Origin of the sequence: Streptomyces sp. NPDC085460, assembly GCF_044541975.1 — a bacterium.
Taxonomy (GTDB): Bacteria; Actinomycetota; Actinomycetes; order Streptomycetales; family Streptomycetaceae; genus Streptomyces.
In genome coordinates, this window is record NZ_JBITTO010000001.1 from 648,852 (window position 1) to 675,677 (window position 26,826).

Annotated in this window: 25 protein-coding genes; 11 read left to right on the forward strand and 14 right to left on the reverse strand. The window is 74.3% G+C overall.

What is annotated here, in order from left to right; genetic code table 11:
- Positions 1 to 14: 14 nt before the first annotated feature.
- A complete protein-coding gene (locus tag ACIGHB_RS02785; protein ID WP_399909353.1) occupies positions 15 to 1,595 on the forward strand; it encodes an amidohydrolase in 1,581 nt (526 codons plus the stop codon).
- Positions 1,592 to 1,822 (forward strand): hypothetical protein, encoded by a 231-nt coding sequence (locus tag ACIGHB_RS02790; RefSeq protein WP_360322318.1) that lies wholly within the window; start codon positions 1,592 to 1,594, stop codon positions 1,820 to 1,822. Before ACIGHB_RS02785 ends, ACIGHB_RS02790 begins: the two co-directional genes overlap by 4 nt.
- Positions 1,823 to 2,112: 290 nt before the next feature.
- Here ACIGHB_RS02790 and ACIGHB_RS02795 read toward each other — a convergent pair whose 3' ends face one another.
- From ACIGHB_RS02795 to ACIGHB_RS02840, 10 genes are all read right to left on the reverse strand, one after another.
- Positions 2,113 to 3,321 carry an acetylornithine transaminase gene (locus ACIGHB_RS02795; RefSeq protein WP_399908956.1) on the reverse strand — a complete coding sequence of 403 codons (1,209 nt, stop codon included), beginning with the start codon at positions 3,319 to 3,321 and terminating at the stop codon, positions 2,113 to 2,115.
- Entirely contained in the window at positions 3,318 to 4,244 is a 927-nt protein-coding gene (argB, locus tag ACIGHB_RS02800; RefSeq protein ID WP_399908958.1) for an acetylglutamate kinase, read from the reverse strand. Before argB ends, ACIGHB_RS02795 begins: the two co-directional genes overlap by 4 nt.
- A gap of 17 nt (positions 4,245 to 4,261) precedes the next feature.
- Positions 4,262 to 5,413: a bifunctional glutamate N-acetyltransferase/amino-acid acetyltransferase ArgJ gene (gene argJ, locus ACIGHB_RS02805; RefSeq protein WP_360308532.1), complete on the reverse strand. Its 1,152-nt coding sequence runs from the start codon at positions 5,411 to 5,413 to the stop codon at positions 4,262 to 4,264.
- A 34-nt stretch (positions 5,414 to 5,447) separates the two neighbouring features.
- On the reverse strand, positions 5,448 to 6,485 hold the full coding sequence (gene argC, locus ACIGHB_RS02810) for an N-acetyl-gamma-glutamyl-phosphate reductase (protein ID WP_399908960.1): 1,038 nt from the start codon (positions 6,483 to 6,485) through the stop codon (positions 5,448 to 5,450).
- Positions 6,486 to 6,531: 46 nt separating this feature from the next.
- Positions 6,532 to 7,188, reverse strand: a complete 657-nt coding sequence (locus ACIGHB_RS02815; RefSeq protein WP_360308537.1) for an isochorismatase family protein — start codon at positions 7,186 to 7,188, stop codon at positions 6,532 to 6,534.
- 115 nt (positions 7,189 to 7,303) lie between these two features.
- Complete coding sequence (locus ACIGHB_RS02820) at positions 7,304 to 8,020, reverse strand: DUF2470 domain-containing protein (protein WP_360308540.1); 717 nt, start codon at positions 8,018 to 8,020, stop codon at positions 7,304 to 7,306.
- Positions 8,021 to 8,206: 186 nt separating this feature from the next.
- A complete protein-coding gene (locus ACIGHB_RS02825) occupies positions 8,207 to 8,908 on the reverse strand; it encodes a DUF2470 domain-containing protein (RefSeq protein ID WP_399908963.1) in 702 nt (233 codons plus the stop codon).
- 116 nt (positions 8,909 to 9,024) lie between these two features.
- Positions 9,025 to 9,861, reverse strand: coding sequence for a ketose-bisphosphate aldolase (locus ACIGHB_RS02830; protein ID WP_399908965.1), 837 nt, complete (start codon positions 9,859 to 9,861; stop codon positions 9,025 to 9,027).
- A 167-nt stretch (positions 9,862 to 10,028) separates the two neighbouring features.
- Positions 10,029 to 10,979, reverse strand: coding sequence for an SIS domain-containing protein (locus ACIGHB_RS02835; protein WP_399908967.1), 951 nt, complete (start codon positions 10,977 to 10,979; stop codon positions 10,029 to 10,031).
- Positions 10,980 to 11,089: 110 nt separating this feature from the next.
- Positions 11,090 to 12,049, reverse strand: coding sequence for a 1-phosphofructokinase family hexose kinase (locus tag ACIGHB_RS02840; protein WP_399908969.1), 960 nt, complete (start codon positions 12,047 to 12,049; stop codon positions 11,090 to 11,092).
- Between the two features lie 314 nt (positions 12,050 to 12,363).
- Between ACIGHB_RS02840 and ACIGHB_RS02845 the strand changes: the two genes are divergently transcribed.
- A complete protein-coding gene (locus ACIGHB_RS02845) occupies positions 12,364 to 13,164 on the forward strand; it encodes a DeoR/GlpR family DNA-binding transcription regulator (protein WP_360308555.1) in 801 nt (266 codons plus the stop codon).
- Between the two features lie 127 nt (positions 13,165 to 13,291).
- Here the strand turns inward: ACIGHB_RS02845 and ACIGHB_RS02850 are convergent, their stop codons facing one another.
- Together ACIGHB_RS02850 and ACIGHB_RS02855 are read right to left on the reverse strand one after the other, a co-directional pair.
- Entirely contained in the window at positions 13,292 to 14,305 is a 1,014-nt protein-coding gene (locus ACIGHB_RS02850) for an NEW3 domain-containing protein (RefSeq protein WP_399908972.1), read from the reverse strand.
- 40 nt (positions 14,306 to 14,345) lie between these two features.
- Positions 14,346 to 15,779: a Gfo/Idh/MocA family protein gene (locus ACIGHB_RS02855; protein WP_399908974.1), complete on the reverse strand. Its 1,434-nt coding sequence runs from the start codon at positions 15,777 to 15,779 to the stop codon at positions 14,346 to 14,348.
- Between the two features lie 264 nt (positions 15,780 to 16,043).
- Between ACIGHB_RS02855 and ACIGHB_RS02860 the strand changes: the two genes are divergently transcribed.
- From ACIGHB_RS02860 to ACIGHB_RS02875, 4 genes are all read left to right on the forward strand, one after another.
- Positions 16,044 to 16,784: a FadR/GntR family transcriptional regulator gene (locus ACIGHB_RS02860; protein ID WP_399908976.1), complete on the forward strand. Its 741-nt coding sequence runs from the start codon at positions 16,044 to 16,046 to the stop codon at positions 16,782 to 16,784.
- A gap of 200 nt (positions 16,785 to 16,984) precedes the next feature.
- Complete coding sequence (locus tag ACIGHB_RS02865; RefSeq protein ID WP_360308567.1) at positions 16,985 to 17,752, forward strand: (Fe-S)-binding protein; 768 nt, start codon at positions 16,985 to 16,987, stop codon at positions 17,750 to 17,752.
- On the forward strand, positions 17,749 to 19,377 hold the full coding sequence (locus tag ACIGHB_RS02870) for a lactate utilization protein B (RefSeq protein ID WP_399908978.1): 1,629 nt from the start codon (positions 17,749 to 17,751) through the stop codon (positions 19,375 to 19,377). The genes ACIGHB_RS02865 and ACIGHB_RS02870 overlap by 4 nt, the downstream gene beginning before the upstream one ends.
- Complete coding sequence (locus tag ACIGHB_RS02875) at positions 19,374 to 20,003, forward strand: lactate utilization protein C (RefSeq protein ID WP_399908980.1); 630 nt, start codon at positions 19,374 to 19,376, stop codon at positions 20,001 to 20,003. The genes ACIGHB_RS02870 and ACIGHB_RS02875 overlap by 4 nt, the downstream gene beginning before the upstream one ends.
- Here the strand turns inward: ACIGHB_RS02875 and aztA are convergent.
- Positions 19,984 to 20,730, reverse strand: a complete 747-nt coding sequence (aztA, locus tag ACIGHB_RS02880; protein ID WP_399908981.1) for a zinc ABC transporter ATP-binding protein AztA — start codon at positions 20,728 to 20,730, stop codon at positions 19,984 to 19,986. The two genes, ACIGHB_RS02875 and aztA, sit on opposite strands and share 20 nt — an antisense overlap.
- A gap of 16 nt (positions 20,731 to 20,746) precedes the next feature.
- On the opposite strand from aztA, the gene aztB reads away from it, so the two are divergent.
- From aztB to aztD, 4 genes are all read left to right on the forward strand, one after another.
- Positions 20,747 to 21,631 (forward strand): zinc ABC transporter permease AztB, encoded by an 885-nt coding sequence (gene aztB, locus ACIGHB_RS02885; protein ID WP_399908983.1) that lies wholly within the window; start codon positions 20,747 to 20,749, stop codon positions 21,629 to 21,631.
- Positions 21,632 to 21,652: 21 nt separating this feature from the next.
- Positions 21,653 to 22,978: a hypothetical protein gene (locus tag ACIGHB_RS02890; RefSeq protein ID WP_399908985.1), complete on the forward strand. Its 1,326-nt coding sequence runs from the start codon at positions 21,653 to 21,655 to the stop codon at positions 22,976 to 22,978.
- Positions 22,975 to 23,955: a zinc ABC transporter substrate-binding protein AztC gene (gene aztC / locus ACIGHB_RS02895; RefSeq protein WP_360308585.1), complete on the forward strand. Its 981-nt coding sequence runs from the start codon at positions 22,975 to 22,977 to the stop codon at positions 23,953 to 23,955. The genes ACIGHB_RS02890 and aztC overlap by 4 nt, the downstream gene beginning before the upstream one ends.
- A gap of 217 nt (positions 23,956 to 24,172) precedes the next feature.
- Entirely contained in the window at positions 24,173 to 25,351 is a 1,179-nt protein-coding gene (aztD, locus tag ACIGHB_RS02900; RefSeq protein ID WP_399909355.1) for a zinc metallochaperone AztD, read from the forward strand.
- Positions 25,352 to 25,410: 59 nt separating this feature from the next.
- Here aztD and ACIGHB_RS02905 read toward each other — a convergent pair whose 3' ends face one another.
- The gene (locus tag ACIGHB_RS02905) at positions 25,411 to 26,817 is read right to left on the reverse strand and encodes a short-chain fatty acyl-CoA regulator family protein (protein WP_399908988.1); all 1,407 of its coding nucleotides are present in this window, start codon (positions 26,815 to 26,817) and stop codon (positions 25,411 to 25,413) included.
- Between the last annotated feature and the right edge of the window lie 9 nt (positions 26,818 to 26,826).

Below are 26,826 nucleotides of genomic sequence, written 5' to 3' on the forward strand. Positions count from 1 at the left end.
ACGGACAGCCCATGATGCTCTGTACCAGGCTGACGAACGCGAACATCCTCACCATGGACCCGGACCATCCGGTCGCGCACGACCTGGGCATCTGGCGGGGCCGTATCGTCGGCGTGGACGAGGCCGTGACCGCGCTGCCCGCCAGGGACGTCGTCGACCTCCAGGGGGCCACCGTGCTCCCGGGGTTCATCGACAGCCACGTGCACCTGTCCTGGGCCGGCCTCAAGGCACGTACACCCAGCATCACCGGCCTCACCCGCGTCGAGGACGTGCTGCGCGCCGTGGAGGACGCGGCCACCCGCGCCGCCGGACCCGGGACCTGGGTCAGCATCGGCGGCTACGACCAGCGGCCCCTCGGCCGGCACCTGACCGCCGCCGAGCTCGACCGGGTCGCCCACGGCCGCCGGATCTTCCTCATGCACGACTCCGGCCACGCCTGCGTGGTCAACACTGCGGTCCTCGACCTGCTCCCGGCCGACGTCCCCCACCAGGACGGCCTCCTCGTCGAGAGCGCCATGGGCGCCGTACGGAAACTGCGCCTGCCCTACTCCCAGACCGAACTCGCCGACGCCATCGAACACGCCGGCCGCGCCTGCCTCGCCGAGGGCATCACGGCCTGCGCCGAAGCCGGCATCGGCGGCGGGCTGCTCGGCCACAGCCCCGTCGAACTCGGCGCGTACCAACTCCTCCGCGACGAGGGCCGGCTGCCCCTGCGGGTCCAGCTCATGCCGGGCGGCGACACCCTGAAACCGGCCGGCGCCCACCGCCACGACGGCATACCCCGCGCGCTCGACCTCGGCCTGCGCACCGGCTTCGGCGACGACTGGCTCTCCGTCGGGGCGCTCAAGATCTACACCGACGGCGGGATGATGGCGCGGACCGCCGCCCTCACCGAACCGTACGAGGGAACGGACCACACCGGGCAGCTCCAGGACGACCCCGAACGGCTCACCGACCTCATCGTGGACGGCCACCTCGCCGGCTGGCAGCTCGCCGTCCACGCCATCGGCGACCGCGCGGCCGACCTCGCCCTCGACGCCCTGGAGCGGGCGCAGCGGGCACGACCCCGCCCCGACGCCCGCCACCGCATCGAGCACGCCGGGCTGATCCGCCCCGACCAGCTCCCGCGCTTCGCCCGGCTCGGCGTCAGCGCGGTCGTCCAGCCCAACTTCCTGCGCTACTTCGGCGACGACTACGCCACTGTCATGGGCGAGCGGCGGGCCCCCTGGATGTACCGGGGCCGCGGCTTCCTCGACCACGGAGTGACCCTCGTCGGCAGCTCCGACCGGCCCGTCACGGACGGCTCCCCGCTGCGCGCCATCCAGTTCATGGTCGAGCGCGCCTCCGTCTCCGGCCGCCTGATCGGACCGGACGAGGCCATCACCGTGGACGAGGCGCTGCGCGCCTACACCGTCGCCGGCGCCCACGCCTGCCGATGGGAGGACAGCGCGGGCGTCCTCGCCCCGGGCATGCGCGCCGACCTCGTCGTCCTCGGCGACGACCCCCGGCGGGTCGACCCCTCCCGGATCGGCTCCATCGACGTCGTGTCGACGATCGTCGACGGACACGAGGCGACGGGCGAGGCCAAGCTGTGAGCGGCCCCGGCAGCGCACCGGACCGGTTCGCCGAACTGTGGCAGGCGCCCGCCACGCCGCCGCGCTGGGTCATCTGGCGGATGGGCGGGGACGAGTCGATGGTCTTCGACCGGGAGTCCAACCTCCCGGTCGACGTGGACGACCGGTACCTCCCGGACGTCCTGCGCCGCATGCGGACGGCCGGAGCACCGGAGACGGACGACTACCCCGGCGGCCCCTGCGGGTGACGGCCGGCCCGCGACACGGGCCGAGGGCACCGGCCGCCCGGACTTCCGCCGTGCGCGGGACCTCCTGGGCCGGGCGCCGGGCGGGACGCCGGGCCGGACGCCGGGGCGCCCCGCCGGACGGATCGTCGGGCGGGGCGCCGGGGGTGTGGCAGGCGGGTGAGGGAGACGGGCGCGGGAGGCGGGCGCGGGAGGCGGGTCGCGTCGGCGGGCCGCACCGCAAGGCCCTCCGGCGCGGCGTACGTCAGCTGCCGCCGTCCGCCGCACCGCACGGCCCTCCGGCGCCGTGTACGTCAGCTGCCGCCGTCCGCCGAGGCGTCGAGGATCCGGGGCAGCGCCGACAGGAGCGCCTCGGCCTGCTCCTCCTCCAGGGTCAGGGCGGGTGCCAGCCGGACGACGGCGGGTCCCGCCGCGTTCACCAGGAAGCCGGCGTCCTGCGCCGCCCGCTGGAACCGCGCGGCGACCGGCTCGCGGAGGACGACCCCCAGGAGCAGCCCCGCCCCCCGCACCTCACGGACGAGGGGATGCCCCAGCGCCTCGACGCCGCCCCGCAGCCGAGCGCCCACCCGCGCGACCCGGGGAAGCAGCCCTTCCTTCTCGATGGTCTCCAGCACGGCGAGCCCGGCGGCGCACGCCACGGGGTTGCCGCCGAAGGTGGAGCCGTGCTGACCGGGGGTCAGCAGGGAGGCCGCCGCGCCGAAGGCGACCGTCGCGCCGATCGGCAGACCGCCGCCGAGCCCCTTCGCCAGGACGACCACGTCGGGATCCACACCCCGCTCCGCCTGGTGCGCGAACCACCGGCCGGTACGCCCGATCCCGGTCTGCACCTCGTCGAGGACGAGGAGGCTGCCCGCGGCGCGGGTGATCTCGCGGGCGGCCCGCAGATACCCCTCGGGCGCCGGGACGACCCCGCCCTCGCCCTGGACGGGTTCGAGCACGAGGGCCGCCGTCCGCTCCGTGACGGCCGCGCGGAGCGCCGCCACGTCGCCGAAGGGCACGTGCGTCACCTCGCCTGGCAGGGGCAGGAAGGGCCCGCGCTTGGCCGGCTGGCCGGTGAGCGCGAGGGCGCCCATGGTGCGCCCGTGGAATCCGCCCTCGGCCGCGACCAGGTGGGGTCGCCCCGTCCTGCGGGCGAGCTTGAACGCGGCCTCGACCGCCTCGGTCCCCGAGTTCGCGAGGAACACCCGCCCGTCGCGCTCCGGACCGCCCAGCAGTTCCAGGAGCTTCTCCGCGAGCGCGACCGGCGGCTCGGCGACGAACAGGTTCGACACGTGCCCCAGGCGGGCGGCCTGGTCGCGGACGGCCGCGACGAACGCCGGGTGGGCGTGGCCGAGGGCGTTGACGGCGATCCCGCCGGTGAAGTCCGTGTACGCGCGCCCGGACTCGTCCCACACCGTGCTGCCCTCGCCCCGGACGAGAGCCAGCGGGGGAGTGCCGTAGGTGTCCATCATCGCCGCGCGCCACCGTTCGGCGAGCGGCGGGCGCGTGCTGTCGGGGCTCATGCGCGGTCCTCCTCGGCGCGGGGGCCCTCCGGCCCGGTCGTGTCGTCCGGCACCACCGTGGTGCCGGGGCCGTGCTCGGACGCGAGGCCGCGCAGCAGCGCGTGCGGCACCCGGCCGTCGACGACCTGGGCCCGGCCGACGCCCGCCCGTACGGCCCGCAGACAGCCCTCCATCTTCGGCAGCATGCCGCTCGCGAGGCCCGGGAGCAGGAGGGCCAGTTCGGCGGCGGTCAGGCGCGGGATCACCTCGGTGCTGTGCGGCCAGTCCGCGTACAGGCCCTGGACGTCGGTGAGCACCACGAGCCGGTCGGCGCCGAGCGCGACGGCGAGCGCCGAGGCGGCGAGGTCGGCGTTGACGTTGTAGACCTGGCGGTCGTCCCCGCGCGCGATCGGGGAGACGACCGGGATGCGGCCCTCGTCCAGTAAGGCCCTGACGGTGTCAGGTGCCACGGACACGACCTCGCCCACGAGCCCGATGTCCACGAGGCGCCCGTCGACCTCGGCCCGGCGCCGCACGGCGGTGAGCGTGTGCGCGTCCTCCCCCGACAGGCCCACGGCCAGCGGGCCGTGGGCGTTGAGCGCGCCGACCAGCTCGCGCTGGATGCGGCCGGTCAGGACCATACGGACCACGTCCATGGTCTCCGGCGTCGTCACCCGCAGGCCCGCCTCGAAGCGGGTCTCCAGGCCGAGCCGGTCGAGCATGGCACTGATCTGGGGGCCGCCCCCGTGCACCACGACCGGCCGCACCCCGGCCCGCCACAGCTCCACGACGTCGCGGGCGAACGCCTCCAGGAGCGCCCCGTCCACCATGGCGTTGCCGCCGAACTTCACGACGACCGTGCGGCCCCCGAGCTCCTCGCGCCAGGGCGCCGCCCCGGTCGGCGGCGCCGCCTGCGCGACCGGTCGCGCGACTGTCGTACGCATCTGTGTCCCCCTCGCGCTCACGAGCTGTAGGCGCTGTTCTCGTGGACGTACTCGGCCGTGAGGTCGTTGGTCCAGACGACCGCCGACGCGTCGCCGGCGCGCAGGTCGACGGTGACGGTGATCCGGCGGCCGGAGAGGACCGCCTTCTCGCGGGGCTCGCCCGCCGCGCCGTCCCGGCACACCCAGACGCCGTTGATCGCCACGTCGAGCCGGTCGGGGTCGAAGACGGCGTCGGTGGTGCCGATCGCCGAGAGCACCCGGCCCCAGTTGGGGTCCTCCCCGTGCAGGGCGCACTTGAGGAGGTTGTTCCGGGCCACGGAGCGGCCGACGGTGACGGCGTCGTGTTCCGTGGCCGCGCCGACCACCTCGATCTCGATCTCCTTCGACGCCCCTTCGGCGTCGGCGACGAGCTGCCGTGCGAGGTCGGCGCAGACGGCGTGCACGGCGCCGGTGAACTCGCCGGCGTCCGGGGCCTCGCCCGAGGCGCCGGAGGCGAGCAGCAGGACGGTGTCGTTGGTGGACATGCAGCCGTCCGAGTCCACGCGGTCGAAGGTGGTGCGGACGGCGGAGCGCAGCGCGGAGTCGAGCAGCGCGTCGTCCGCGTCGGCGTCCGTGGTGAGGACGACGAGCATGGTGGCGAGTCCGGGGGCGAGCATGCCCGCGCCCTTCGCCATGCCGCCGACCGTCCACCCGGACCGCGCGACGGCGGCGGTCTTGTGCACCGAGTCCGTCGTCATGATGGCCCGGGCGGCGTCCCCGCCGCCGGTGGGCGACAGCGCGTCCGCCGCGGTGCCTATGCCCGTCTCGACGCGGTCCATGGGGAGCCGGACGCCGATCAGGCCGGTGGAGCAGACGGCGACCTCGTGCGGGCTCACGCCCACCGCGTCCGCCGTGCGTTCCGCCATGGTCCTGGTGTCGTGGGCGCCCGCCTCGCCGGTGCAGGCGTTGGCCCCGCCGGAGTTGAGGACGACGGCGGAGACCCGCCGGCCGGCGAGGACGCGCCGGGACCAGCGGACCGGCGCCGCCTGCACCCGGTTCGAGGTGAACACGCCGGCGGCGGCGCGGGACGGTCCCCGGTTCACCACCAGGGCGAGATCGGGGCTCGGCGACTCCTTGATCCCGGCGGTCACGCCGCTCGCGAGGAACCCCTGGGCAGCGGTCACGGTCACGGTGCCACTCCGTTCGTCGTGGTGAGGTGCCCGTTCACGGAGCGACTCCGTCCGTGGGCAGGCCCAGCCGCTCGGGCAGGCCGAGGGCGACGTTCATGCACTGCACCGCGCCGCCGGCGGTGCCCTTGGTCAGGTTGTCGATCGCGCTCACACAGACGAGGCGGCGGGCCTCGGGGTCCACGGCCACCTGTAGCTGGGCGGTGTTGGAGCCGAGGACCGAGGCGGTGGAGGGCCAGCGGCCGGGCGGGAGCACCCGGACGAACGGCTCGTCGGCGTAGACGGCCTCGTAGACCGCGCGCACCTCCTCCTCGCTCCGGTCCGCGGTGCCGGGCCGGAGCCTGGCCGAGCAGGTGGCGAGGATGCCGCGGGGCATGGGGGCGAGCGTGGGCGTGAAGGACACGGTCACGTGCTCGCCGGCCACCAGGGAGAGGTTCTGGGTGAGTTCGGGGGTGTGCCGGTGGCCGCCGCCGACCCCGTACGGCGTCATCGACCCCATCACCTCGGCGCCGAGCAGATGGGGGCGGAGCGCCCGCCCGGCGCCCGAGGTGCCGCTGGCCGCGACGATCACGGCCTCGGGCTCCACCAGGTGGTGCGTGTAGGCGGGGAGCAGGGCCAGGGTGACCGCGGTGGGGAAGCAGCCGGGCACGGCGATACGGGTGGCGCCCTTGAGTTCGTCGCGGGCGCCCGGGAGTTCGGGGAGCCCGTACGGCCAGGTGCCCGCGTGCGCGGAGCCGTAGAACCGCTCCCAGGCGGCCGGGTCGCGCAGCCGGAAGTCGGCGCCGCAGTCGATGACGAGGGTTCCGGGTGACAACTCGGCTGCCAGGGAGGCCGATTGGCCGTGCGGCAGGGCGAGGAAGACCACGTCGTGCCCGGAGAGGTTCTCCGCCGTGGTGTCCTTCAGGACCCGGTCGGCAAGGCTGTTCGCTTGCGGGTGTGCCTCCCCGAGTGTCCGGCCCGCGCTGCTGTGCGCGGTGACGGCGCCGATCTCCACCTCGGGGTGCGAGGTGAGCAGACGCAGGATCTCTCCGCCGGCGTAGCCACTGGCTCCGGCCACCGCGACCCGTAGGGCCATGTTCTTCCGTCTCCTGTTGTCGAGGTGCGGTTGGAAGGGGGCGTCGTCACGCGTCGCGCGGGACCCGGCCGAGCAGCAGGTCGCGCAGGAGGGCGTCGGTCGTGCAGACCACACCGCTGCGCGCGGCCCACCGCAGGGCCATGGCGTGCTCCTCGGCGGAGAAGTCGGCGACGGCGTCGGCGACGACGAAGGGCTGTATGTCGTTCATGAAGGCGTCCGCCGCGGTCAGCAGGACGCCGAGGTGGGCGTAGACCCCGCAGACGATCAGCTGGTCGCGGCCCTCCTCGCGGAGGACGCGGCCGAGATGGCTGCGGAGGAAGGCGTTGGGGCGGAGGTTGGGCAGCACGTGCTCGCCGGTGCGGGGGACGAGGGGGGCCACGAACGCGGACTCCTCGGGGTCGTCCCCGATGCCCGGGCCCCACACGTCGGCCACGAGACCGCGCCGGCCGGGTGACTGTCCCGCCGGTTCGGCGGTGAAGACGACCGGCATGCCGAGCGTGCCCGCCAGCTCCCGCAGCGCGGCGATGTTCTGGACCAGTTCCACCACGGGCGACCGGCCCGCGGGGAAGGCCCGGACGAAGTGGTGCTGCATGTCGTGGACGAGGAGCGCGGCCCGCGCGGGGTCGACGGTCCAGGAGGCGCACGAGCGGGGGAGGGCGGCCCGGTCGGGCATGGGATAGGACTCGATGACAGGCAAGCCCATGATGGGTCCCTCCCCGGCGAACCGGCTCGCGAGCGAGCCTGCGGAACTGTACTGGTCTGGGTGGCCGGCGCACGCGGTGCGCCGGCCGTGGAGCGGACGAGGTGGTGTCGTCCCGTCAGGGGTGGGAGCGGGTGGGGGAGTGGTGGCGGCACGGGCACGGCTCGGAGAGCAGCTGCCGGATCCGCTCGCCCGCCTCGGCGGCGTCGCGGGCGGGTGCCGGGAAGAGCAGGCGGAGGTCGCAGTGACCGCCGGGGTACTCGCAGCGGAGGGTGATCGAGCGACTGTCCAGGGCGTACGGGACGGCCCGGACGACGCCCGCGGGCACCCGGTGGCCGGCCAGGTTCAGGAGCTGTCGCGCGGTGTCGCCGTGCGCGTCCACGAGATGCGTGAGGAGGGCGGCCTCCTCGACGGCGAGGGGGTCGGCCGCGGCCCGGGCGAGTTCCTCCGGTGAGACGTCCACCGTGCCCCCCGGAGTGCCCAGCCGGACGTGGAGGGTGTCGAGGCGCAGGGCGCCGCCGTCGGCCGGGGTGAGACGGCCGACGACGGTCACCCGCGCCCGGACGCGGCCGCGGACCGCGGTCGGGGCGATGTCGGTGAACTCCAGGACGGCCGCCTGCCCGGCGCCGGGCGTCTCGTCGGGGTGCGGGGCGGGCGAGGTGGCGTCCTGGAGGCGGAGCGTGATGTCGCCGTCGGGACCGACGGTGTGCAGGCCGATCAGGTCGTACTCCTGCCCGGCGGTCCTGAGGGACAGCGAGACCGCGCGCGCCAGGACGGTGCGCACGTGCTCCGCCGCGCTCGGCCCGGTGGGGGCGACGGTGCCATGCGTGCTCAACGGGACTCCCTGCGGACAAGTCGAATCGGTGACCTCGGTCCTGCGGCCGTACCGCGCCGCCGAATTGAGGTAAGGCTAACCTTAGTTTCCGCCCGTCGGCTGCCTAGGGGTGACGGGGGAAGGTGACGTACATCACATGCGGGTGCGTTCTGTACGCCCCTACGGGCGGGCGCCCTTGACGACGAGTCAGGCGAACAGCCGGGAGTGGGACGCCCGGCGCGCGGTCGTCAGCAGGGCCCGCACACGGGGGCCGACCTGCTCGACGTCGGCGAGCGGGGTGGGGAACGGCAGCCGTACGTCGTGCTGGCCGGCGGCGCGTTCGAGGCGGAGCGTGAGTCCGTAGCGGTCGATCGCGAGCGGCAGGGCGCGGACGAGGTCGCGCTTGAGGTGCGAGGACGCGAGGCGGAGCAGCCGGGTGACCAGGTCGGGGTGGTCGGCGACGAGGTGGTGCAGCATCGCCGCCTCGCATCCCGCGAGCGGGTCCGGGGCCGCCGCCGTCAACTGGCTCAGCGGGACGTAGGTGCGCCCCTCGGCGTCCTCGATGACCGCCTGGCCGAGGAACACGCACGTGCTCGCGTCCGACTCCGCGCCGTAGGCGGAGGCGACGAGGCCCGTGAGGGTCACGCGGGCACGGACCCGGTCGCGTACGGGTGTGGGGGCGATGTCGGTGAGCTCGACGCGGATCGGGATGCGGGGCGCCCCGCGCCGGTCCAGGTCCTCGGTGGGCTCGTGGAGGTGGACGCGGCCCATCGCGGGGGTGCCGTCGGCGGTGTGGATCTCGTGCCGGTGGCCGTCGGTCACCACGGTCATGGAGCGGGCCACCGCGATGATCGACCGCATCCGCTCGGCGGGGGTCGGCCGGGTGGCGCGGGCAGTACGAAGCCGCATGGGCGCTCCAGGGGAGTGGGGGCGATACCAACTTAGGTAAGCCTAACTTAACCCATGGGCTCCGTGTCTCGGCCGGGTCATGTCATCGCCCGGGCGACGGCATGACCCGGCCGACGTCAGCGTCCGGCGAGCACCCCCAGCAGCCGCTCGACCTCGGTGGCCACGGTCTGGCGGGCCGGGCCCAGGTACGTGCGGGGGTCGGCGACGCCGGGGGCCTCCGCCAGGCGTTCCCGGATCGTCCGGGTGAAGAGCCGGTTCAGGTGGGTGGAGATGTTCACCTTCGTCATCCCGGCGGCGACGGCCTTCACCAGATCCTCGTCGCCGACGCCCGAGGAGCCGTGCAGGACGAGGGGTATGCCGAGGGCGTCCCGGAGGCGGGTGATGAGGTCGAGGTCGAGGACCGCGTCGCGGGTGAGCATCGCGTGCGAGCTGCCCACGGCGACGGCCAGCGCGTCGACGGCCGTCGCGGCGGCGAAGGCGCGGGCCTCCTCGGGGTCCGTGCGGACGCCGGGGGCGTGGGCGCCGTCCTTGCCGCCGACCTCGCCGAGTTCGGCCTCCACCCAGACGCCGGCCCGGTGGCAGTGGTCGGTGATCTCACGGGTGGCGGCGAGATTGGCCTCGTACGGCAGCCGGGACGCGTCGAACATCACCGAGGAGAAGCCGAGTGCGACGGCCTCGTGGACGAGCTCGGCCGTCTCGGCGTGGTCCAGGTGCACGGCGACGGGTGCGGAGGAGGCGGCGGCGAGCGACAGGGACGCGGCCGCGATCGGGGCGAGGGCGCCGTGGTAGCGGACGGTGTTCTCGCTGATCTGCAGGATGACGGGGAGCTCGGCGCGTTCGGCTCCGGCGACGATGGCCTCGGCGTGCTCGATCTGTACGACGTTGAAGGCGCCGACGCCGCGGTGGCCGGCGGACGCGGGGCCGATGATGGCACCGGTGGGTGCGAGGGGCATGGGGGTTCTCCACAGGGCGGTGGGGCGCCGTCCGTGAACGGCGGGGCCGGCGGCGGGTCGGTCGTCCGTGGCGGGAGCCTCCGCCGGGGGAGTGTGCACAGCGGGGTCGTCCACGGCAGGGGCCGGGAAGACGCCTCCGCCCCCGCCGGCTCGGGGTACGTGCCGCGTTACGCGGGGGAGTCCTGGAGGATGACCGAGCGCGTCAGGTTCCGCGGCGTGTCCGGGTTCTGACCGCTCGTCAGGGCCAGGTGCACGGCCAGCCGCTGGGCGATCACCAGGTCGGCGAGGGGGTCGAGCCCGTCGCCCGTGCCGCCGGAGGCCGAGACGAAGTGGCCGCCGACGCGGGCGACGTCGTCGGCGAGCCCCTGCGGCGCGGCGCCGAAGAGCCAGGTGACGCGCCCGGGGCCGGTGACGCTGATGGGGCCGTGCCGGTACTCCATGGCCGGGTACGCCTCCGTCCACGCGCCGGCCGCCTCGCGCATCTTCAGGGCGGCTTCCTGGGCGAGCCCGTAGGTCCAGCCGGTGCCGAGGAAGGTGACCTGCTCGGCACCGGTCAGCTCCGGCCCGAGGGGCACGTCGAGGGCCCGCCGGGCGTCCCGTACCGCCCCGGCGACCGGACCGGTCCCCGGGGGCGGGGCGCCCTCCGTCTCCAGGTGGGCGCGGAGCAGGACCAGCACCGTGGTGGCGAACCGCGTCTGGACCACGGACTCCTCGTCGGCGAAGTCGAGCACCACCACCGCGTCGGCGGCGGTCATGACGGGGGTGTCCGGATCCGCCGTGATCGCGCTCGTGGGCGCGGTCCCCCGTACCCGGCCGAGCAGGTCGAGGACCTCGGTGGTCGTGCCGGACCGGCTGATCGCGAGGATCCGGTCGTACCGGCGCCCGTGCGGGAACTCGGAGGCGGCGAAGGCGTCGGTCTCGCCGTGGCCCGCCGCCTCGCGCAGCCGCGCGTAGGCGTGCGCCATGAACCAGGACGTGCCGCAGCCCACCACGGCCACGCGCTCGCCCCGCCGGGGCAGCGCGGGGGCGTGGCCGGAGACGGATTCGACGGTCCGCTGCCAGACCGCCGGCTGGGACTCGATCTCGATGGACGTGCGGCAGGTTTCGAAGGTGGTCACGCGGGTTCCTTCTTCTCAAGGGCCCTCGACGGAGGAGCCGAGCCGCTCTCATGGTGTGTTATGAGCACACCGCAAGTCAATACTTGCTCGTAACTCCATGCTTTCACGCATTAATGAGCAGCCCCATTCCGGGCCTCTCCGCTCTCCGCCTCCAGGGGCAGGCGTTCGGCGCGTACCTCCCGCCGGAACCGCTCGTACACCCCCGCGTCGACGTCTCCCGCCACCGGGCACGGCACCGCCGCGGCCGACAGGGCCACGGCCTCCCGCAGGATGGCGTCCCAGGGGGCGCCGGATGCCAGACCCGCCGCCAGCGCGGCCACGCACGCGTCGCCCGCCCCGGTGGGGTTGCCGGAGAGCCGCTCCGGGGGCCGCGCCACCCAGGCCCCCTCCGGCGTGACCGCGTACAGCCCCTCGGGTCCTGCGGACGCGACCACCGCGCGGGCCCCGCGGGCGCGTACCGCGACGGCCGCCGCGGCCGGGTCGGACAGACCGGTGGCCGCGGCGAGTTCGTCCGCGTTGGGCTTGACGACGTCGGGGCGGGCCCCCAGGGCGCCGGTCAGCGCGGGACCGCTGGTGTCGAGCACGGTGGCCGCGCCGGCCTCCGCCGCCGCGCGGATCAGCCGCGCGTACGCGTCGCGGGGCAGGCCCGGCGGGACGCTGCCGCTCAGCACCACCACGCGGACGCCGGGGAGCAGGGCCGCGAAGTGGCGCCGGAAGGCGTGCCACTCGGCTGCGGTGACCCGGGGGCCCCGCCCGTTGAAGACGGTGGCGTCGCCGTCCTCGCGGGAGACGACCGTGAGGGTGCGCCGCGACTCCCCGGCCACCTCGGCGAACGCGTCCCGGACGCCGGCGGAGCGGATCCCGTCCCGGATCAGGCGGCCGGTGGTCCCGCCCGCGAGGCCGGTGGCGATCGGGGCGTGCCCCAGGAAGGCCAGTACGCGGGCCACGTTGACGCCCTTGCCGCCCGCGCGTTCGCGGGCGGCGTCGACGCGGTGCGAGGAGCGCGGTGTCAGGCGTTCGACGTGCCAGGTGACGTCCAGGGCGGCGTTGAGCGTGACGGTGAGGATCACGACGCCACCGCCCCGGCCGGAGCGGGCCCGGTGGGGAGCGCGGGGGGTGAGGGGCGGGAGCTGCGCGTCATGACGATCTCACCATCGTGTGCGTGAATCTGCGTGTTTACCGCTCATATCAAGCTTGATGGAACACCAAGTCTGATCGAAGTATCGGCCGTGGAGGGCCGCGGAGTCCAGAGGAGGGGTGCCCGGGCGCCCCTGGCGTGCGCGGACCGGCCGCTCGCGGGGTGCGCGAAGGCTGCGCGGTTACGATCGCCTGCGTGCATCCCGTGAGGGAGCGAACGAGTCCGGGACCCAGAAGGATGTGGCGCGTGTCCAAGCAGGAGCGATGGAGCAAGCTGCTGGAGCTGCTCGCGGCCGACGGCAGACTCGACGTCGAGGAGGCGGCCGTCGCGGTCGCCGTGTCGCCCGCCACCATCCGGCGCGACCTCGACGAGCTGGCCGAGCAGAAGCTCCTGGTCCGGACGCGCGGCGGAGCGATGGCGCACGGCGTCTCGTACGAGCTGCCGCTGCGCTACAAGTCCTCGCGGCGCACCTCCGAGAAGCAGCGGATCGCGAAGGCGGTGGTCGAGCTGCTCGCGGAGGGCGACGTCGTCGGGCTCAACGGGGGCACGACCACGACGGAGGTGGCCCGGGCCCTGGCGCTGCGCGCGGGCAACGGCACGGGGGACCGGTACGAGACCCCGGCGGGTCCGCAGTACACCGTGGTGACCAACGCGCTCAACATCGCCGGTGAGCTGGCGGTGCGTCCGCAGTTCAAGATCGTCGTGACCGGTGGCGTGGCCCGCCCGCAGACGTACGAACTGGTGGGTCCGCTCACCGAGGGCGTGCTGAACCAGGTGGTCCTGGACATCGCGGTGCTCGGAGTCGACGGCGTGGACCCGCGGCTCGGGGTGATGACCCGGCACGAGGACGAGGCCGGCATCAGCCGGCTCTTCGCCGAGCGGGCCCGGAAGGTCGTCCTCGCGACGGACTCGACCAAGGTGGGGCAGCGGGCCTTCGCCCGCATCTGCGGTCTCGACCGCGTCGACGTGCTGGTCACCGACGCGGGCCTGGCCCCGGACATGGCCGCGCGGTTCGCCGAGGCGGGGATCGAGGTCGTCACCGTCTGACCCCACCGCCGAGCGGCCCGCCTCGGCGAACCGCGCGGCGGCGGCGGACGCACGGGGGCCCCGGGTGTCCCCGGGGCCCCGTCAGTCAGCCGGCCAGTCAGCCGGCCGGCCAGTCAGTCGGCCTCGGTCACGGCGCGAGGGCCATGGCGAAGAGGTGGATGCCCGCGTTCGCCGGCAGGACGACGAACGAGACCTGCTTGGCGGGGTCGAGGGCGATCGCGTGGGCGAACACCCGGTACGCGATGCCCGCGTTGCCGTAGCCGTTCGGCCGGTTGCGCCCGTCGCTCGACGCCACGAGGGTCGCCCCGTGGGCGTTCGCCGGGTCGAAGGACCAGTTCGGGAACCCGAACGTGCCCGTGGTCGTGGTGCCGTCCGTGTAGTGCACGGTGGCGCTTCCGGTCGCGCCGCTGCCCACGCCCGATCCGAGGAACACGAGCTTGCCGCCCGCGCCGGAGAGGGTCACGGCCTGGCCGGAGGCGGCGACGTTGTCCTTGCTGCCGGGGGCGACGTCCGGCCAGGTCAGGCGGGCGCCGAGGGCCTCGACGGCGGCACCCCTGGTGAGGCCGGCGGCGGCCAGCTTCTGTGCGGAGAAGCTGTTGCCCTCGCCGTCGTAGTCGCCCGGCGCGGGGTTCGCCTCGTCCGTGACGGCGACGTTGTTGTACGCGGCGGCGAGGGACGCCACCGGCGTGCCGCTGAGCTCGGTACGGGTGCCCGTGGCGGTACCGAGGCCGTCCCCGCCCCGATACGTCGCCGTCGCCGTGAAGGTGCGGACGGTGAAGCCCGGACGGCGCTCGGGCACCTGCACGCGGAAGGTGGCCCGGGCGGTCGCCCCGGCCGCGAAGGTGCCCTCCACGGTCTGCGACGACGGCTGCACCGCCCAGCCCACCGGCCCGGCGAAGGACACCTTCAGCGACCGCATCCGGTCGGGCCCGGCGTTCCTCACGGTGACCTGCACGGTCGAGATGGCGGGTCCGTCGAGGTCGACGGCGGAGACGGCGACCTCCGTCCTCGGCGCCGCCGTGCCCGCCGGCGCTCCGGACGCGGCGTGTGCGGAGGCGGTGGCGGGGGAGAGGGCCACGACGGCGGTCACGGCCGCGGCGAGGGTTCTGAGGGCGCTGCCCCAGTGGCGCGGGTGTCTCATGTCTGCTGCTCCTGGTGAGTGGGATCGCTCGGTCGGCGCGTCAGGCGACGGGCGGCATGTCGGAGGGCCGGGAGTCGAGGCCCGTGCGCAGGTTGACCCAGTCGCCGCGGGTGAAGTCCGGTACGGCCACGGGCCGGCCGTCCTTCGCCAGGGACATGACACTCAGAGGGACGGGTGCGCACCAGGCCGCGGAGTCGTAGACGTCGATGTCGGGGGCGAGGCCGGCCCGCATCTGCTGGACGGTGCGCCACTGGAGAACGTAGTCCATGCCCCCGTGGCCGCCGTTGTTCGCGGCGTCGTCGCCGATCTTCTTCCACAGCCAGTGGTCGAACTCCTTGCGGTACGACCCGAAGTCCCGCCAGGCGTGCCCGCCGTGGTCGGGCTCCACGTAGATCCGTCCGCCGCCGGACGACACCACGCCCGCGTAGTCCTCGAAGATGCCCCGGCTGCCGGCGAGGGTGTTGATGCGGCTGTACGGCCGGGGCGAGCTGACGTCGTGCTCGGCCCGGATGACACGGCCCTGGGCCGTGTCGATGAGGCAGGTGACGAGGTCGCCGTTGACGTAGGTCTCCTTCCAGGAGGGGTGCGAGCGGTCGACGAACCGGGCCCGGTAGTCGGCGAGGCCCCTGGGCGCGGTGGCGGTGGCGCGCAGGGTCGTCATCCGGTCCCCGCGGTTGATGTCCATCGCGGCGGCGATCGGCGCGAGGCCGTGCATGGCGTAGAAGGAGGCGGTGCTGCGGGTGTGCCAGAGCCGCCGCCAGCTGTCCGTGTAGTACGTGTCGGAGAACAGCAGCGCCCGCAGGTCGTGCAGGTAGCCGCCGTGGCCGTTGGTGATGTCGCCGAACATGCCCTCGTGCGCCATCTTCAGCATGGCCAGCTCGTTCCGGCCGTAGCTGCAGTTCTCCGCGAGCATCAGGTGCCTGCGGGTGCGCTCGGAGGTGTCGACGAGGTCCCACAGCTCGTCGAGCCCGGTGGCGATGGGCAGTTCGACGATGACGTGCTTGCCGGCCAGGAGCGCGGCCCTGCCCTGCTCGTAGTGGAACTCCCAGGGCGTGGCGATGTAGACCAGGTCCACGTCGTCCCGCTTCAGGAGCTGCTCGAACGAGGCCGCCGAGCCGCCGAGTTCGGCCGGGCGGGGCTTGCCCTGGGCGACGAGCTGGTCGGCGGTCCGCTTGACCCGGTCGGCGCGGATGTCGCACACGGCGGTCACGGTGCAGCCCGGCACCGCGGCCCAGCCCAGGGTCATGCCGCCGCCCCGGTTGCCGAGGCCGATGACGCCGACGCGGACGGTGGGGTACGTGTCGTACGCGACGCCGATCATGGACTTCTGGCCGGGCCGGCGGCGGGGCGTGCCGCCGCCCGGCGGGGCCGCGGCGGCTTCCGGCAGCGTCGCGCCGAGCCCGGCCATGGCGGCTCCGGTGGCGACCGCACCTCCCATCAGTGAACGGCGCGAGAGCGAAGGGAACTTGGGCATGGCGCTCCTCGGTGCGAAGGCGGGCTGTATGGGGCACGACTCTGGCGGCGCCCACGCTGCGTGTCAATAGATGCTCGGAATGACGACTTCTCGGATAGCTTCGATCACTCCATCTGCATGAATCGCGCATTCTCTGGGCAGGTTCCGCGCGGGAGCGAAGGCCCTGCTCGCCGTGTCCGGGAGGGGCGGCAGGTGGATGCGGTCGGACCATAATGAGGAAGGAGCAAGGGGTGTGTGGCCCCGACGGTGAGAGGGGAGGGGCCTGTGGTGACCCAGTGGCGACCGGTGCGGCAGTCGCGGACGCACGAGCTGGTCCTGGAGGCCATCGAGCGGCAGCTGCTGGCCGGAGAGCTCAAGGCGGGGGACCGCCTGCCGCCGGAGCGTGAACTCGCGGCGGCCCTCGGTGTCAGCCGCTCGGCGCTGCGCGAGGCGCTGCGGGTGCTTGAGACGATCGGGGTGCTCGTCGCCCAGGTCGGACGCGGGCCGGACGCGGGCGCCCGGATCGTCCGCGAGCCGGACGACGCCCTCGGGAGGGTCCTCCGGCTGCACCTGGCCCTCGGCAGCTACGGCCTGGAGGACGTCCTGGAGGCCCGCGTCGTCCTGGAGCGGTCCAGCGTCGAGGCGGCGGCGCGGGCCGGGCGGACCGAGGACTTCGAGGCGGCGGAGGAACTGCTGGCCCGGATGGCGGGGGCGGAGTCCGACGCGGAGCTGTTCAACGAGCTCGACACCGCCTTCCACGTCCTGCTCGCCCGCTGCTCGGGCAACCACCTGGTGTCCACGCTCACCGCCGCCGTACGGGAGTCCGTGCGCGCGCTCATCCTCGACGCCGAACGGAACCTCGACGACTGGCCGGCCACCGCCCGGCAGCTCAACGCGGACCACGCGGAGCTGCTGCGCCTGATCGGCGCGGGCGAGGGCGGCGCGGCGGCCGAGCTCGTCGAGCGGCACATCCGGGGCTTCCACGGCGCCTTCGTCTCGACCCGCCCGGAGGACCCGGCCCGCTGACGGCCGGCGGGGGCCGACGGTCGTACCGGGCCGGCCTCCGGTCGGCGGCGGCGTCCGGTCGGCGGCGGCCTCAGATCGGCGGCGGCGTCCGATCGGCGTGCGCGAGAAAGGTCCGACCATATTGTGGTCAGGTCTTGGCGCCCCTCGGTCGACCCGCGTATGGTCGGACCACTGAAGCGCCCCCGGCCCCGGAGGAAGTCATGCGCGTCGGCCTCTTCGCCACCTGTCTCGGGGACACCCTGTTCCCCGACGCGGTCCGGGCGACCGCCCTGCTCCTCGCCCGCCTCGGCCACGAGGTCGTCTTCCCGCCTGACCAGACCTGCTGCGGGCAGATGCACGTCAACACCGGCTACCAGCGCGAGCCCGTCCCCCTCGTGCGGAACTTCGCCGAGCAGTTCGGCGACCCGTCCATCGACGCCGTCGTCATGCCCTCCGGCTCCTGCGCCGGCTGCGTGCGCCACCAGCACCCCCTGGTGGCCGACCGGTACGGCGACGCGGCGCTGCGTTCCGGTGTCGCGGTCGTGAAGGCCAAGACGTACGAACTCTCGGAGTTCCTGGTCGACGTCCTCGACGCCACCGACGTCGGCGCCTACTTCCCGCACCGCGTCACCTACCACCCGACCTGCCACTCCCTGCGGATGCTGGGCGTCGGCGACAAGCCGCTGCGACTGCTGCGCGCGGTGGAGGGCATCGACCTCGTCGCCCTCCCCGAGGAGGACGCCTGCTGCGGCTTCGGCGGCACCTTCGCCGTCAAGAACGCCGCCACGTCCACCGCCATGCTCCGCGACAAGCTCGACCACATCGCGTCGACCGGCGCCGCCGTCTGCACCGCCGGCGACTCCTCCTGCCTCATGCACATCGGCGGCGGACTCTCCCGGATCCGCTCCGGCACCCGCACGCTCCACCTCGCCGAGATCCTCGCCGCCACCCGTACCGCGCCGTACGCACCGCTGGAGACGCCCCGATGAGCAGCACCTTCCTCGGCATGCCCGCGCCCCCGCCCCGCTCCCCGTACGGGGAGGGAAACCTGCGGGGCGAGCGGAAGTTCCCCGAGGCCGCCGCGCACGAGCTGGACAACGACCAGCTGCGCGGAAACCTCCACCGCGCCACCCGCACCATCCGCGCCAAGCGGCTCGCGGTCACCGCCGAACTCCCCGACTGGGAGGAGCTGCGGGCCGCCGGCGCCGCCGTCAAGAACGAGGCGATGAGCCGGCTCCCGGAACTCCTGGAGCAACTGGAGGCGAAGGTCACCGAAGCCGGCGGCACCGTGCACTGGGCCCGGGACGCGGCCGAGGCGAACGCCCTCGTGACCGAACTGGTCGCGGCCACCGGCAGCCGCGAGGTGATCAAGGTCAAGTCCATGGCCACCCAGGAGATCGGGCTCAACGAACACCTGGAGAGCCAGGGCGTCACCGCCCACGAGACCGACCTCGCCGAACTCATCGTGCAGCTCGCCGACGACCGGCCCTCCCACATCCTGGTCCCCGCCATCCACCGCAACCGCGAGGAGATCCGCCGGATCTTCCTCGAACGGATCCCCGGCGTCGACCCCGGCCTCGGCTCCGTCCCCGCCGAACTGGCCGCCGCCGCGCGGGCGTACCTGCGCGAGAAGTTCATGACGGTCCCCGTCGCCGTCTCGGGCGCCAACTTCGGCATCGCCGAGACCGGGACCCTGTCGGTGGTCGAGTCCGAGGGCAACGGCCGCATGTGCCTGACCCTCCCCCGGACCCTCATCACCGTCATGGGCATCGAGAAGGTCCTGCCCCGCTACGCCGACCTGGAGGTCTTCCTCCAGCTGCTGCCCCGCTCGTCGACCGGCGAGCGGATGAACCCGTACACCACCCTGTGGACCGGGGTCACCCCGGGCGACGGACCGCAGGACTTCCACCTCGTCCTCCTCGACAACGGCCGCACCGCCGCCCTCGCCGACCCGATCGGCCGCGAGGCCCTCAACTGCATCCGCTGCTCGGCCTGTCTGAACGTCTGCCCGGTCTACGAGCGGGTCGGCGGCCACGCGTACGGCTCCACCTACCCCGGGCCCATCGGCGCCGTCCTCACCCCGCAGCTCGCCGGCACCCACGCGGCGAAGAACGACCCCAACGCCTCGCTCCCGTACGCCTCGACCCTCTGCGGCGCCTGCTACGACGCCTGCCCCGTCAAGATCGACATCCCCTCGCTGCTCGTGGAACTCCGCCACCAGACCACCGAGCGCACCGGCAACAGCGCGGAACGCCTCGCCATGAGGGCCGCCGCCGCCGTGATGGGCCGCCCGAAGGTCTACGCCACGGCGCAGCGGGCCGCCGCGCTCGGCCGGATCGCGGCGGGCCGGGACGGGAAGATCTCCCACCTGCCGCCCCCGTTCTCCGGCTGGACCGACAGCCGCGACGTCCCCGCACCGCCCCGCCGGACCTTCCGCGCCTGGTACGCCTCCGAGGAGGGCCGCGAGGCCCTGGCGGCCGCGTCCGCCGAGCACCGCGACCCGGCCGCCGGCCACCGTGACCCGGCCGCGGAGCACAAAGCCCCGGCCGCCGAACGCAGCGCCCCGGCCGCCGAGCGCCGTGCGCCCGCCGACGCCCCCGAGGAGGAGCGATGAACGCCCGCGAGACCGTCCTCGGCCGGGTGCGGGACGCGCTCGCGCTCGCCCCCCGCCCCGCCGTCACCGTGCCCCGCGACTACCGGCGCGGGCGCGAACTGCCCGACGCGGACCGTCTCGCCCTCCTTGTCGACCGTCTCGTGGACTACAAGGCGCGGGTCCGCACCTGCACGGGCGCCGAGACCTCGGCGACCCTCGCCGAGCTGCTCACCGACCTCGGCGCCCGCCGGGTCGGCGTCCCCTCCGGCCTCGACCGCGCCTGGCTCGCCGCCTGGACCGGCGAGCTCGTCGAGGACCGCCCCGACGCGCCGGCCCCGTCCCTGGCGGACCTCGACGCCGTGGTGACGGCCTCCGCGGTGACCTGCGCCGAGACCGGCACGATCTTCCTCGACGGCTCCCCGGACCAGGGCCGCCGGGCGCTCACCCTCGTCCCCGACGTCCACGTCTGCGTCGTGGACCTCTCGCAGGTCACCGCAGGGATCCCCGAAGCCCTGGAACGTCTGACGCCCGAGCGTCCGACCACCTTGGTCAGCGGTCCGTCGGCCACCTCCGACATCGAACTCGAACGCGTCGAGGGCGTCCACGGCCCCCGCACCCTCGTCGTCGTCATCCGAACCGACCACTGAGCCCGGCGAGCGCCGAGGGGGTGAGGACCCGGTCCGGATGACCCTGGCCGACGAGCCGGCCGTCCCGGAGCAGGAGGCAGGCGTCCGCCGTGCGGGCGGCCTCCAGGTCGTGGGTGGCCTGGACGACCGTGACCCCGTCGGCGGCGAGTGACGTCAGCAGCGCCCCGATCCGGTCCCTCGCCCCGGGGTCGAGACCGGTGGTCGGCTCGTCCAGGAGCAGCAGGTCCGAGCCCTGGGCCAGGCCCTGGGCGATGAGGGCGCGCTGGCGCTGCCCGCCCGACAGCTCGCCCAGCTGTCGTGCGGCGAGGTCCCGGATGTCGAGGCGGTCGAGCGCCGCGTCCACGGCCGCGTGGTCCTGGCGGGTCAGCCGCCGCCACGGTCCGCGTTCCCCCCACCGCCCCATCTCCACGGTCTGCCGGACGGTGAGCGGCAGCGTGTCGCCGGTGGCTCCGCGCTGCGGGACGAAGGCGGGCGGCCGGTCTCCGGTGCGTCGGAGCGTGCCGGACGTCGGATGGATCACACCGGCGAGGACGCCGAGCAGCGTCGACTTGCCGCTGCCGTTCGGGCCGACGAGCGCCGTCGTGGCCAACTCCGGTATCTCGGCGGTCATTTCACGCAGCACGGGGCGCCCGGGATAGCCGGCGCACAGCGCGGAGAGGTGCAGGTGGGCGGGCCGGTCGTGGGGGGCGGCGGTCGAGTGGGGCGGTTTGTTGAACATGATTTTCATTGTAGTGTCCTCGCTCATGGAATGGTTGACGGCCCCGTTCGAGGTCACCTTCGTGCAGCGGGCCCTATGGGCCGGAATGCTCGTCTCCGCGATCTGCGCGCCCGCGGGCACCTGGGTGGTGCTGAGGGGGATGGCCTTCCTCGGCGACGCCATGTCCCACGGACTGCTGCCGGGTGTCGCCCTGGCCGCGCTCCTCGGCGGGAACCTGATGGTGGGCGCGGTGGTGAGCGCCGTCGTCATGACGGCCGGCGTCACCGCCCTCGGCCGTACGCCGAGGATCTCCCAGGACACCGGCATAGGGCTGCTGTTCGTCGGCATGCTCTCGCTCGGAGTGATCATCGTGTCGCGCTCGGAGTCCTTCGCCGTCGACCTCACCGGATTCCTCTTCGGTGACGTCCTCGCGGTCCGGGAGCGGGATCTCCTCGTCCTCGCGGTGGCGTTGTCCGTGGCGCTGGCCGTCTCGGTCCTCGGCCACCGTGCCTTCCTGGCCCTGGCGTTCGACGCGCGCAAGGCCACGACCCTGGGGCTGCGGCCGCGCCTGGCCCATGCCCTGCTCCTGGGCCTGCTCGGACTGGCGATCGTCGCCTCGTTCCACATCGTGGGCACGCTGCTCGTCCTCGGCCTGCTGATCGCACCGCCGGCCGCGGCGCTGCCCTGGGCCCGCAGCGTCCGTGGGGTCATGGCGCTCGCCGCGCTGCTGGGAGCCCTGGCCACGTTCGGCGGCCTGTTGCTGTCCTGGCACCTGAGCACGGCCGCCGGCGCCACGGTCGCCGCCCTCGCGGTCGCCTTCTTCTTCCTCTCCCACGCGCTCTCCGGCCTGCGGCACCGCCGCACGCGCCGGGACCCCGCCCCCACCCCCGCTCCCGCCCCCACCCCCGCTTCCGTCCCCGCAGTCGACTGAGAGAAGTCCGAGGCGATCGCCATGCCCCTCCGCAGAAACGTCACACCATGGGCTTCGGCCGCACTGGCGCTCACCGCGCTGCTCGCCGCCGGCTGCGCGGGAAGCGCGGGAAGCACGGCAGACGACGGCCGGCCCGCGGCCCGTACTTCCCTCGACACCTCCCCCGACCTGTCCGCCGGGACTCCGCACGGATACGTCGAGGGAGCCCAGGAGGCCGCCGGACAGCAGTCCCGGCTCCTGCTGAACGACCCCGGCACCGGCAGCGGCAGGGTCCTCGACCTCATCACCGGCGAAACGCACGAGACGACCCCGGTGACGGGCGCCGTACGCCTCGGCACGGACGGCAGGTTCGGCTACCTCCACACGGCCGGAGGCACCCGCGTGATCGACGGCGGCGCCTGGACGGTGGACCACGGGGACCACGTCCACTACTACAGCGCGGCGGTACGCGACGTCGGCGAACTGCCCGCGGGCGCCCGCGCGCAGGTGCGCGCCGACGCCACCGTGACCGCGGTGACCGACGAGAAGGGGCGGGCCGCCCTCTACGAGCGGACCGACCTGGAGCGGGGCGGGATCGGGCCCGCGCGGACCCTGCCCGGCACCTACACCGGCGCCGTCGTGCCGTACGGGGAGCACCTCCTCGCGTTCGCGGACGAGGGCGGCGGGCCCGAGCTCGTCGTCCTCGACCGCGAGGGCGAGCGCGTCGCCGCCCCCGGCGTGGCGTGCGAGCAGCCGCGCGGCGACGCCGTCACCCGGCGCGGCGTGGTCTTCGGCTGTGCCGACGGCGCCCTGCTGGTCCGCGCGGCGGACGGCGCCGACGGCGCGTTCACCGCCGAGCCGATTCCCTACGGAAGGGAGGTCCCCGCCCGGGAACGGGCCACCTCCTTCCGCCACCGGCCCGGCAGCGACACCCTCACCGCCGTCGCCGGGGGCGACGCCGTCTGGGTGCTCGACGTCGCCGCGCGGACGTGGACCCGGGTGGACACCGGACCCGTCGTCGCGGCCAACACCGCCGGCGAGGGCTCCCCGCTGCTCGTCCTGGAGACCGACGGCGCGCTGCACGGCTACGACATCGCGACCGGGAAGCGGACCGCGCGGACCCGCCCGCTCCTGTCCACCGGTGAACGGACCGACACCGGCGAGCGAACCGACACCGGCACGCGGACCGACACCGGCGAGCGGACCGGCACCGGCGCCGCCGTGATCGAGGTCGACCGCAGCCGCGCCTACCTCAACGACCCTGCAGGCAAGAGAGTGTTCGAGATCGACTACGCCGACGACCTGCGCCTCGCGCGCACCTTCGACCTGGACATCGCGCCCGTGCTCATGGCGGAGACCGGCCGATGACCCGGACCGCCGCCGTACGGCGCGCGAGGATCGGCGTCGCCCGCCTGCGCGGCTTCGTCGCGGGCCTGCTCGCCCTCGCCACCGCCGCCACCGCGACCGCCTGCACCGCCTCCGGAGACGACCGGCCCGGCATCGTCGTCACGACCAACATCCTCGGCGACGTCACCCGGGAGATCGTCGGCGCCGAAGCCGACGTCACCGTCCTGATGAAGCCCAACGCCGACCCGCACTCCTTCGGTCTCTCGGCGGTGCAGGCCGCCGAGCTGGAGCAGGCCGACCTGATCGTCTACAACGGCCTGGAGCTGGAGGAGAACGTGCTGCGGCACGTGCACGCCGCCCGCGAGTCCGGCGTCGCCGCCTTCGCGGCGGGCGAGGCGGCCGACCCGCTCACCTTCCGCACCACCGCCGAGGGCGGACCCGGCGGCGAGGCGGGGCGGCCCGACCCGCACTTCTGGACCGACCCCGACCGGATGCGCGAGGTCACCGGCCTCATAGCCGACCAGGTCGTCGAGCACGTCGACGGCGTGGACGCCGGCGCGATCCGCGCCAACGCCGACCGCTACACGGCGCAGCTCACCGCTCTCACCGCCTGGATGGAGCAGTCCTTCGACCGCATCCCCGAGGACAGGAAGGCGCTGGTCACCAACCATCACGTCTTCGGCTACCTCGCCGAGCGCTTCGGCTTCCGCGTGATCGGCGCGGTCGTCCCCAGCGGCACCACGCTCGCCTCACCCAGCTCCTCCGACCTCCGCTCCCTCACCGAGGCGATGGAGGACGCCGGGGTGCGCACCGTCTTCGCCGACTCCTCCCAGCCGCGACGCCTCGCCGAGGTCCTGCGCACGGAGCTGGGCGACGGGGTCCGGGTCGTCGACCTCTACTCGGAGTCGCTCACCGCCGAGGGCGAGGGCGCCGACACCTACCTGCGGATGATGCGCGCCAACACCACCGCCATGACCGACGGCCTGACCGGCGACTGAGCCCCGCGCGCCCCGCCCCTCACCCGTCACCCCCTCACCCGTCACCCCCTCACCCGTCACCCCCTCACCCGTCACCCCCTTGATCACCCCCGCACCGCCGTCACCGGACGGCACGGAAAGGAACACCCCGATGAAGAACCCGGTCAAGTCCTCGACGAGCACCTCGACGAGCACCTCGACGACGCACTCCGCGCCGCGGAACAGAGCCCTCGCGGGCATGGCACTCGCCCTCGCCGTCTCCACGGTCCTCACCGCCTGCGGCGGAAAGGACTCCCCGTCCGCCACCGCCACCGCCGACGCCAAGGCCGGAGCCACGGCCGGCGCCAAGCCCGCCGCCGCGGTCGAGAACCCCCTCGTCGCCACCTTCGACGGCGGCCTCTACGTCCTGGACGCCACGACCCTCAAGCCGGCCGGGACCATCGAGCTGCCCGGCTTCAACCGGGTCAACCCGGCGGGGGACAAGGACCACGTCATCGTCTCCACCGACAGCGGCTTCCGCGTCCTGAACGCCACCGGGCGGACCCTCACCGGCATCGCGTACGAGGGCCCCAAGCCCGGCCACGTCGTCCGCCACGCCGGCAAGACCGTGCTGTTCACCGACGGAACCGGCCGGGTCGACGTCTTCGACCCCGCCGACCTGGCCTCCGGCAGGAAGCCCGAGGGCCGCACGTACACCTCCGCCGCGCCGCACCACGGTGTGGCCATAGAACTGGCCGACGGCCGGCTCCTCAGCACCCTGGGCACCGAGGAGAAGCGCACCGGCGCGCTGGTGCTCGACAAGAACGGCAAGGAGATCGCGCGCAGCGAGCAGTGCCCCGGCGTCCACGGCGAGGCGGCGGCCGAGAACGAGGCCGTCGGCGTCGGCTGCGAGGACGGCATCCTGATCTACCGGGACGGCGAGTTCACCAAGATCGACTCTCCCGACGCCTACGGCCGCATCGGCAACCAGGCGGGCAGCGACAACTCGCCGATCCTGCTGGGCGACTACAAGACCGACCCCGAAGCGGAGCTGGAGCGGCCCACCCGCGTCTCCCTCATCGACACCGAGCGGAAGAAGATCCGCCTGGTCGACCTGGGCACCAGCTACTCCTTCCGCTCCCTCGCCCGAGGGCCGCACGGCGAGGCCCTGGTGCTCGGCACGAACGGCGCGCTCCACGTCATCGACCCCGCCTCCGGCGAGATCCGGAAGAAGATCCCCGTCGTCGGCGAGTGGCGCGAGCCGCTGGACTGGCAGCAGCCCCGCCCCACCCTGTTCGTCCGCGATCACACCGCGTACGTCTCCGAGCCCGGCAAGAAGGCCCTGCACGCCGTCGACCTGGAGACCGGCGAGAAGACCGCCTCCGTCACGCTCCCGAAGGGCACGAACGAACTGTCGGGCGTCGTCGCCGGACACTGACCCCGCACCCCCGCGAGGGTGGGGCGACGGTCACCCCCGCATTCCCGCGGAGGTGACGCTCACCCCTGGCCGGGGACGACGGGATAGGGGACGAAGGTGCTGCTGTTCTCGTCCACGGCCAGGGACCGGCCGAGCGGCGGCACGGCCCGCTGGGGGCAGTCGAGGCGTTCGCAGAGCCGGCAGCCCATGCCGATGGGGGTGGCGGCCGACGTGTTGTCCAGGTCGAGGCCGTCGGAGTAGACGAGCCGGTGGGCGTGGCGGAGTTCGCAGCCCAGGCCGATGGCGAAGGTCTTCCCCGGCTCGCCCCAGCCGCCCCGGTGGCGCGTGACGGCCCGCGCGGTCCAGAGGTGGCGCTGCCCGTCGGGCATCGCCGCGATCTGGACGTGGATGCGGCCGGGCGCGGCGAACGCCTCGTACACGTTCCACAGGGGGCAGGTGCCGCCGGCGCGGGAGAAGTGGAAGCCGGTGGCCGACTGCCGCTTGGACATGTTCCCGGCGCGGTCGACGCGGACGAAGGAGAAGGGGACGCCGCGCAGCCGGGGGCGTTGCAGGGTGCTGAGACGGTGGCAGACCGTCTCGTAGCCGAGGCCGAAACGGTCGGTGAGCCGCTCGATGTCGTAGCGGACCTCCTCGGCGGCCGTGTGGAAGGCGGCGTAGGGAAGGATCAGCGCGGCGGCGAAGTAGTTCGCGATGCCGATGCGGGCGAGCCGGTGCGCGGGGGAGCCGGGCTCGAAGTCCTCCCCGGCGAGCCGGTCGAGCTCGTCGTCGTATTCGAGCAGGGCGAGCTGGGTGGCCATCCGGAACGCCTGCTGGCCCGGCCGCAGCCGGCCGGACAGGTGCAGCACCCGGCTCGCGGAGTCGTAGTGGTGCAGCCGGTCGGAGTCGGCCGCGAGCCGGATCCCGTGCCGCTCGGCGAGCCGTCGGGTGAGGCACCGCAGGACGTCTCCGGGGCGGATCCCGATCTCGCGCGCGAGCTCCTCGGCGGCGAGGTCGGTGTCGTGGAGGTAGTTCTGCCGGCGGTAGAAGAACTCCCGGATCTCCTCGTGCGGGGAGCGGGGTGCGGCGGCGCCCGCGTCGTTCCGGCCGTCGGCCGCGTCGGCGAGCCGCTCGGCGAGCTGATGGCTGCGCCGGCCGAGGTCGAGGAGGACGGACGCGACGGCCGGCATCCGCTGTGCCAGTTCGGCCAGGTCCGTGGCCGAGACCCGGGCGGCGGCGACCTCCCCGGCGAGCGCCTCGCGCAGGTCGGCGACGAGCCGGCTGGTGTCGCGCTCCGAGAAGAAGCCGGGGTCGACGCCGAACGCCTCGGTGAGCCTCAGCAGCACCGGGACGGTCAGCGGACGCGAGTCGTGCTCCATCTGGTTCAGATAGCTGGGGGAGATCCCGAGCACCCGGGCCAGTTCGGCCTGGCTCATCCGCCGCTCCTCGCGCAGCCGGCGCAGCCGTGCCCCCGCGTACGTCTTGCCCATCCGTACCCC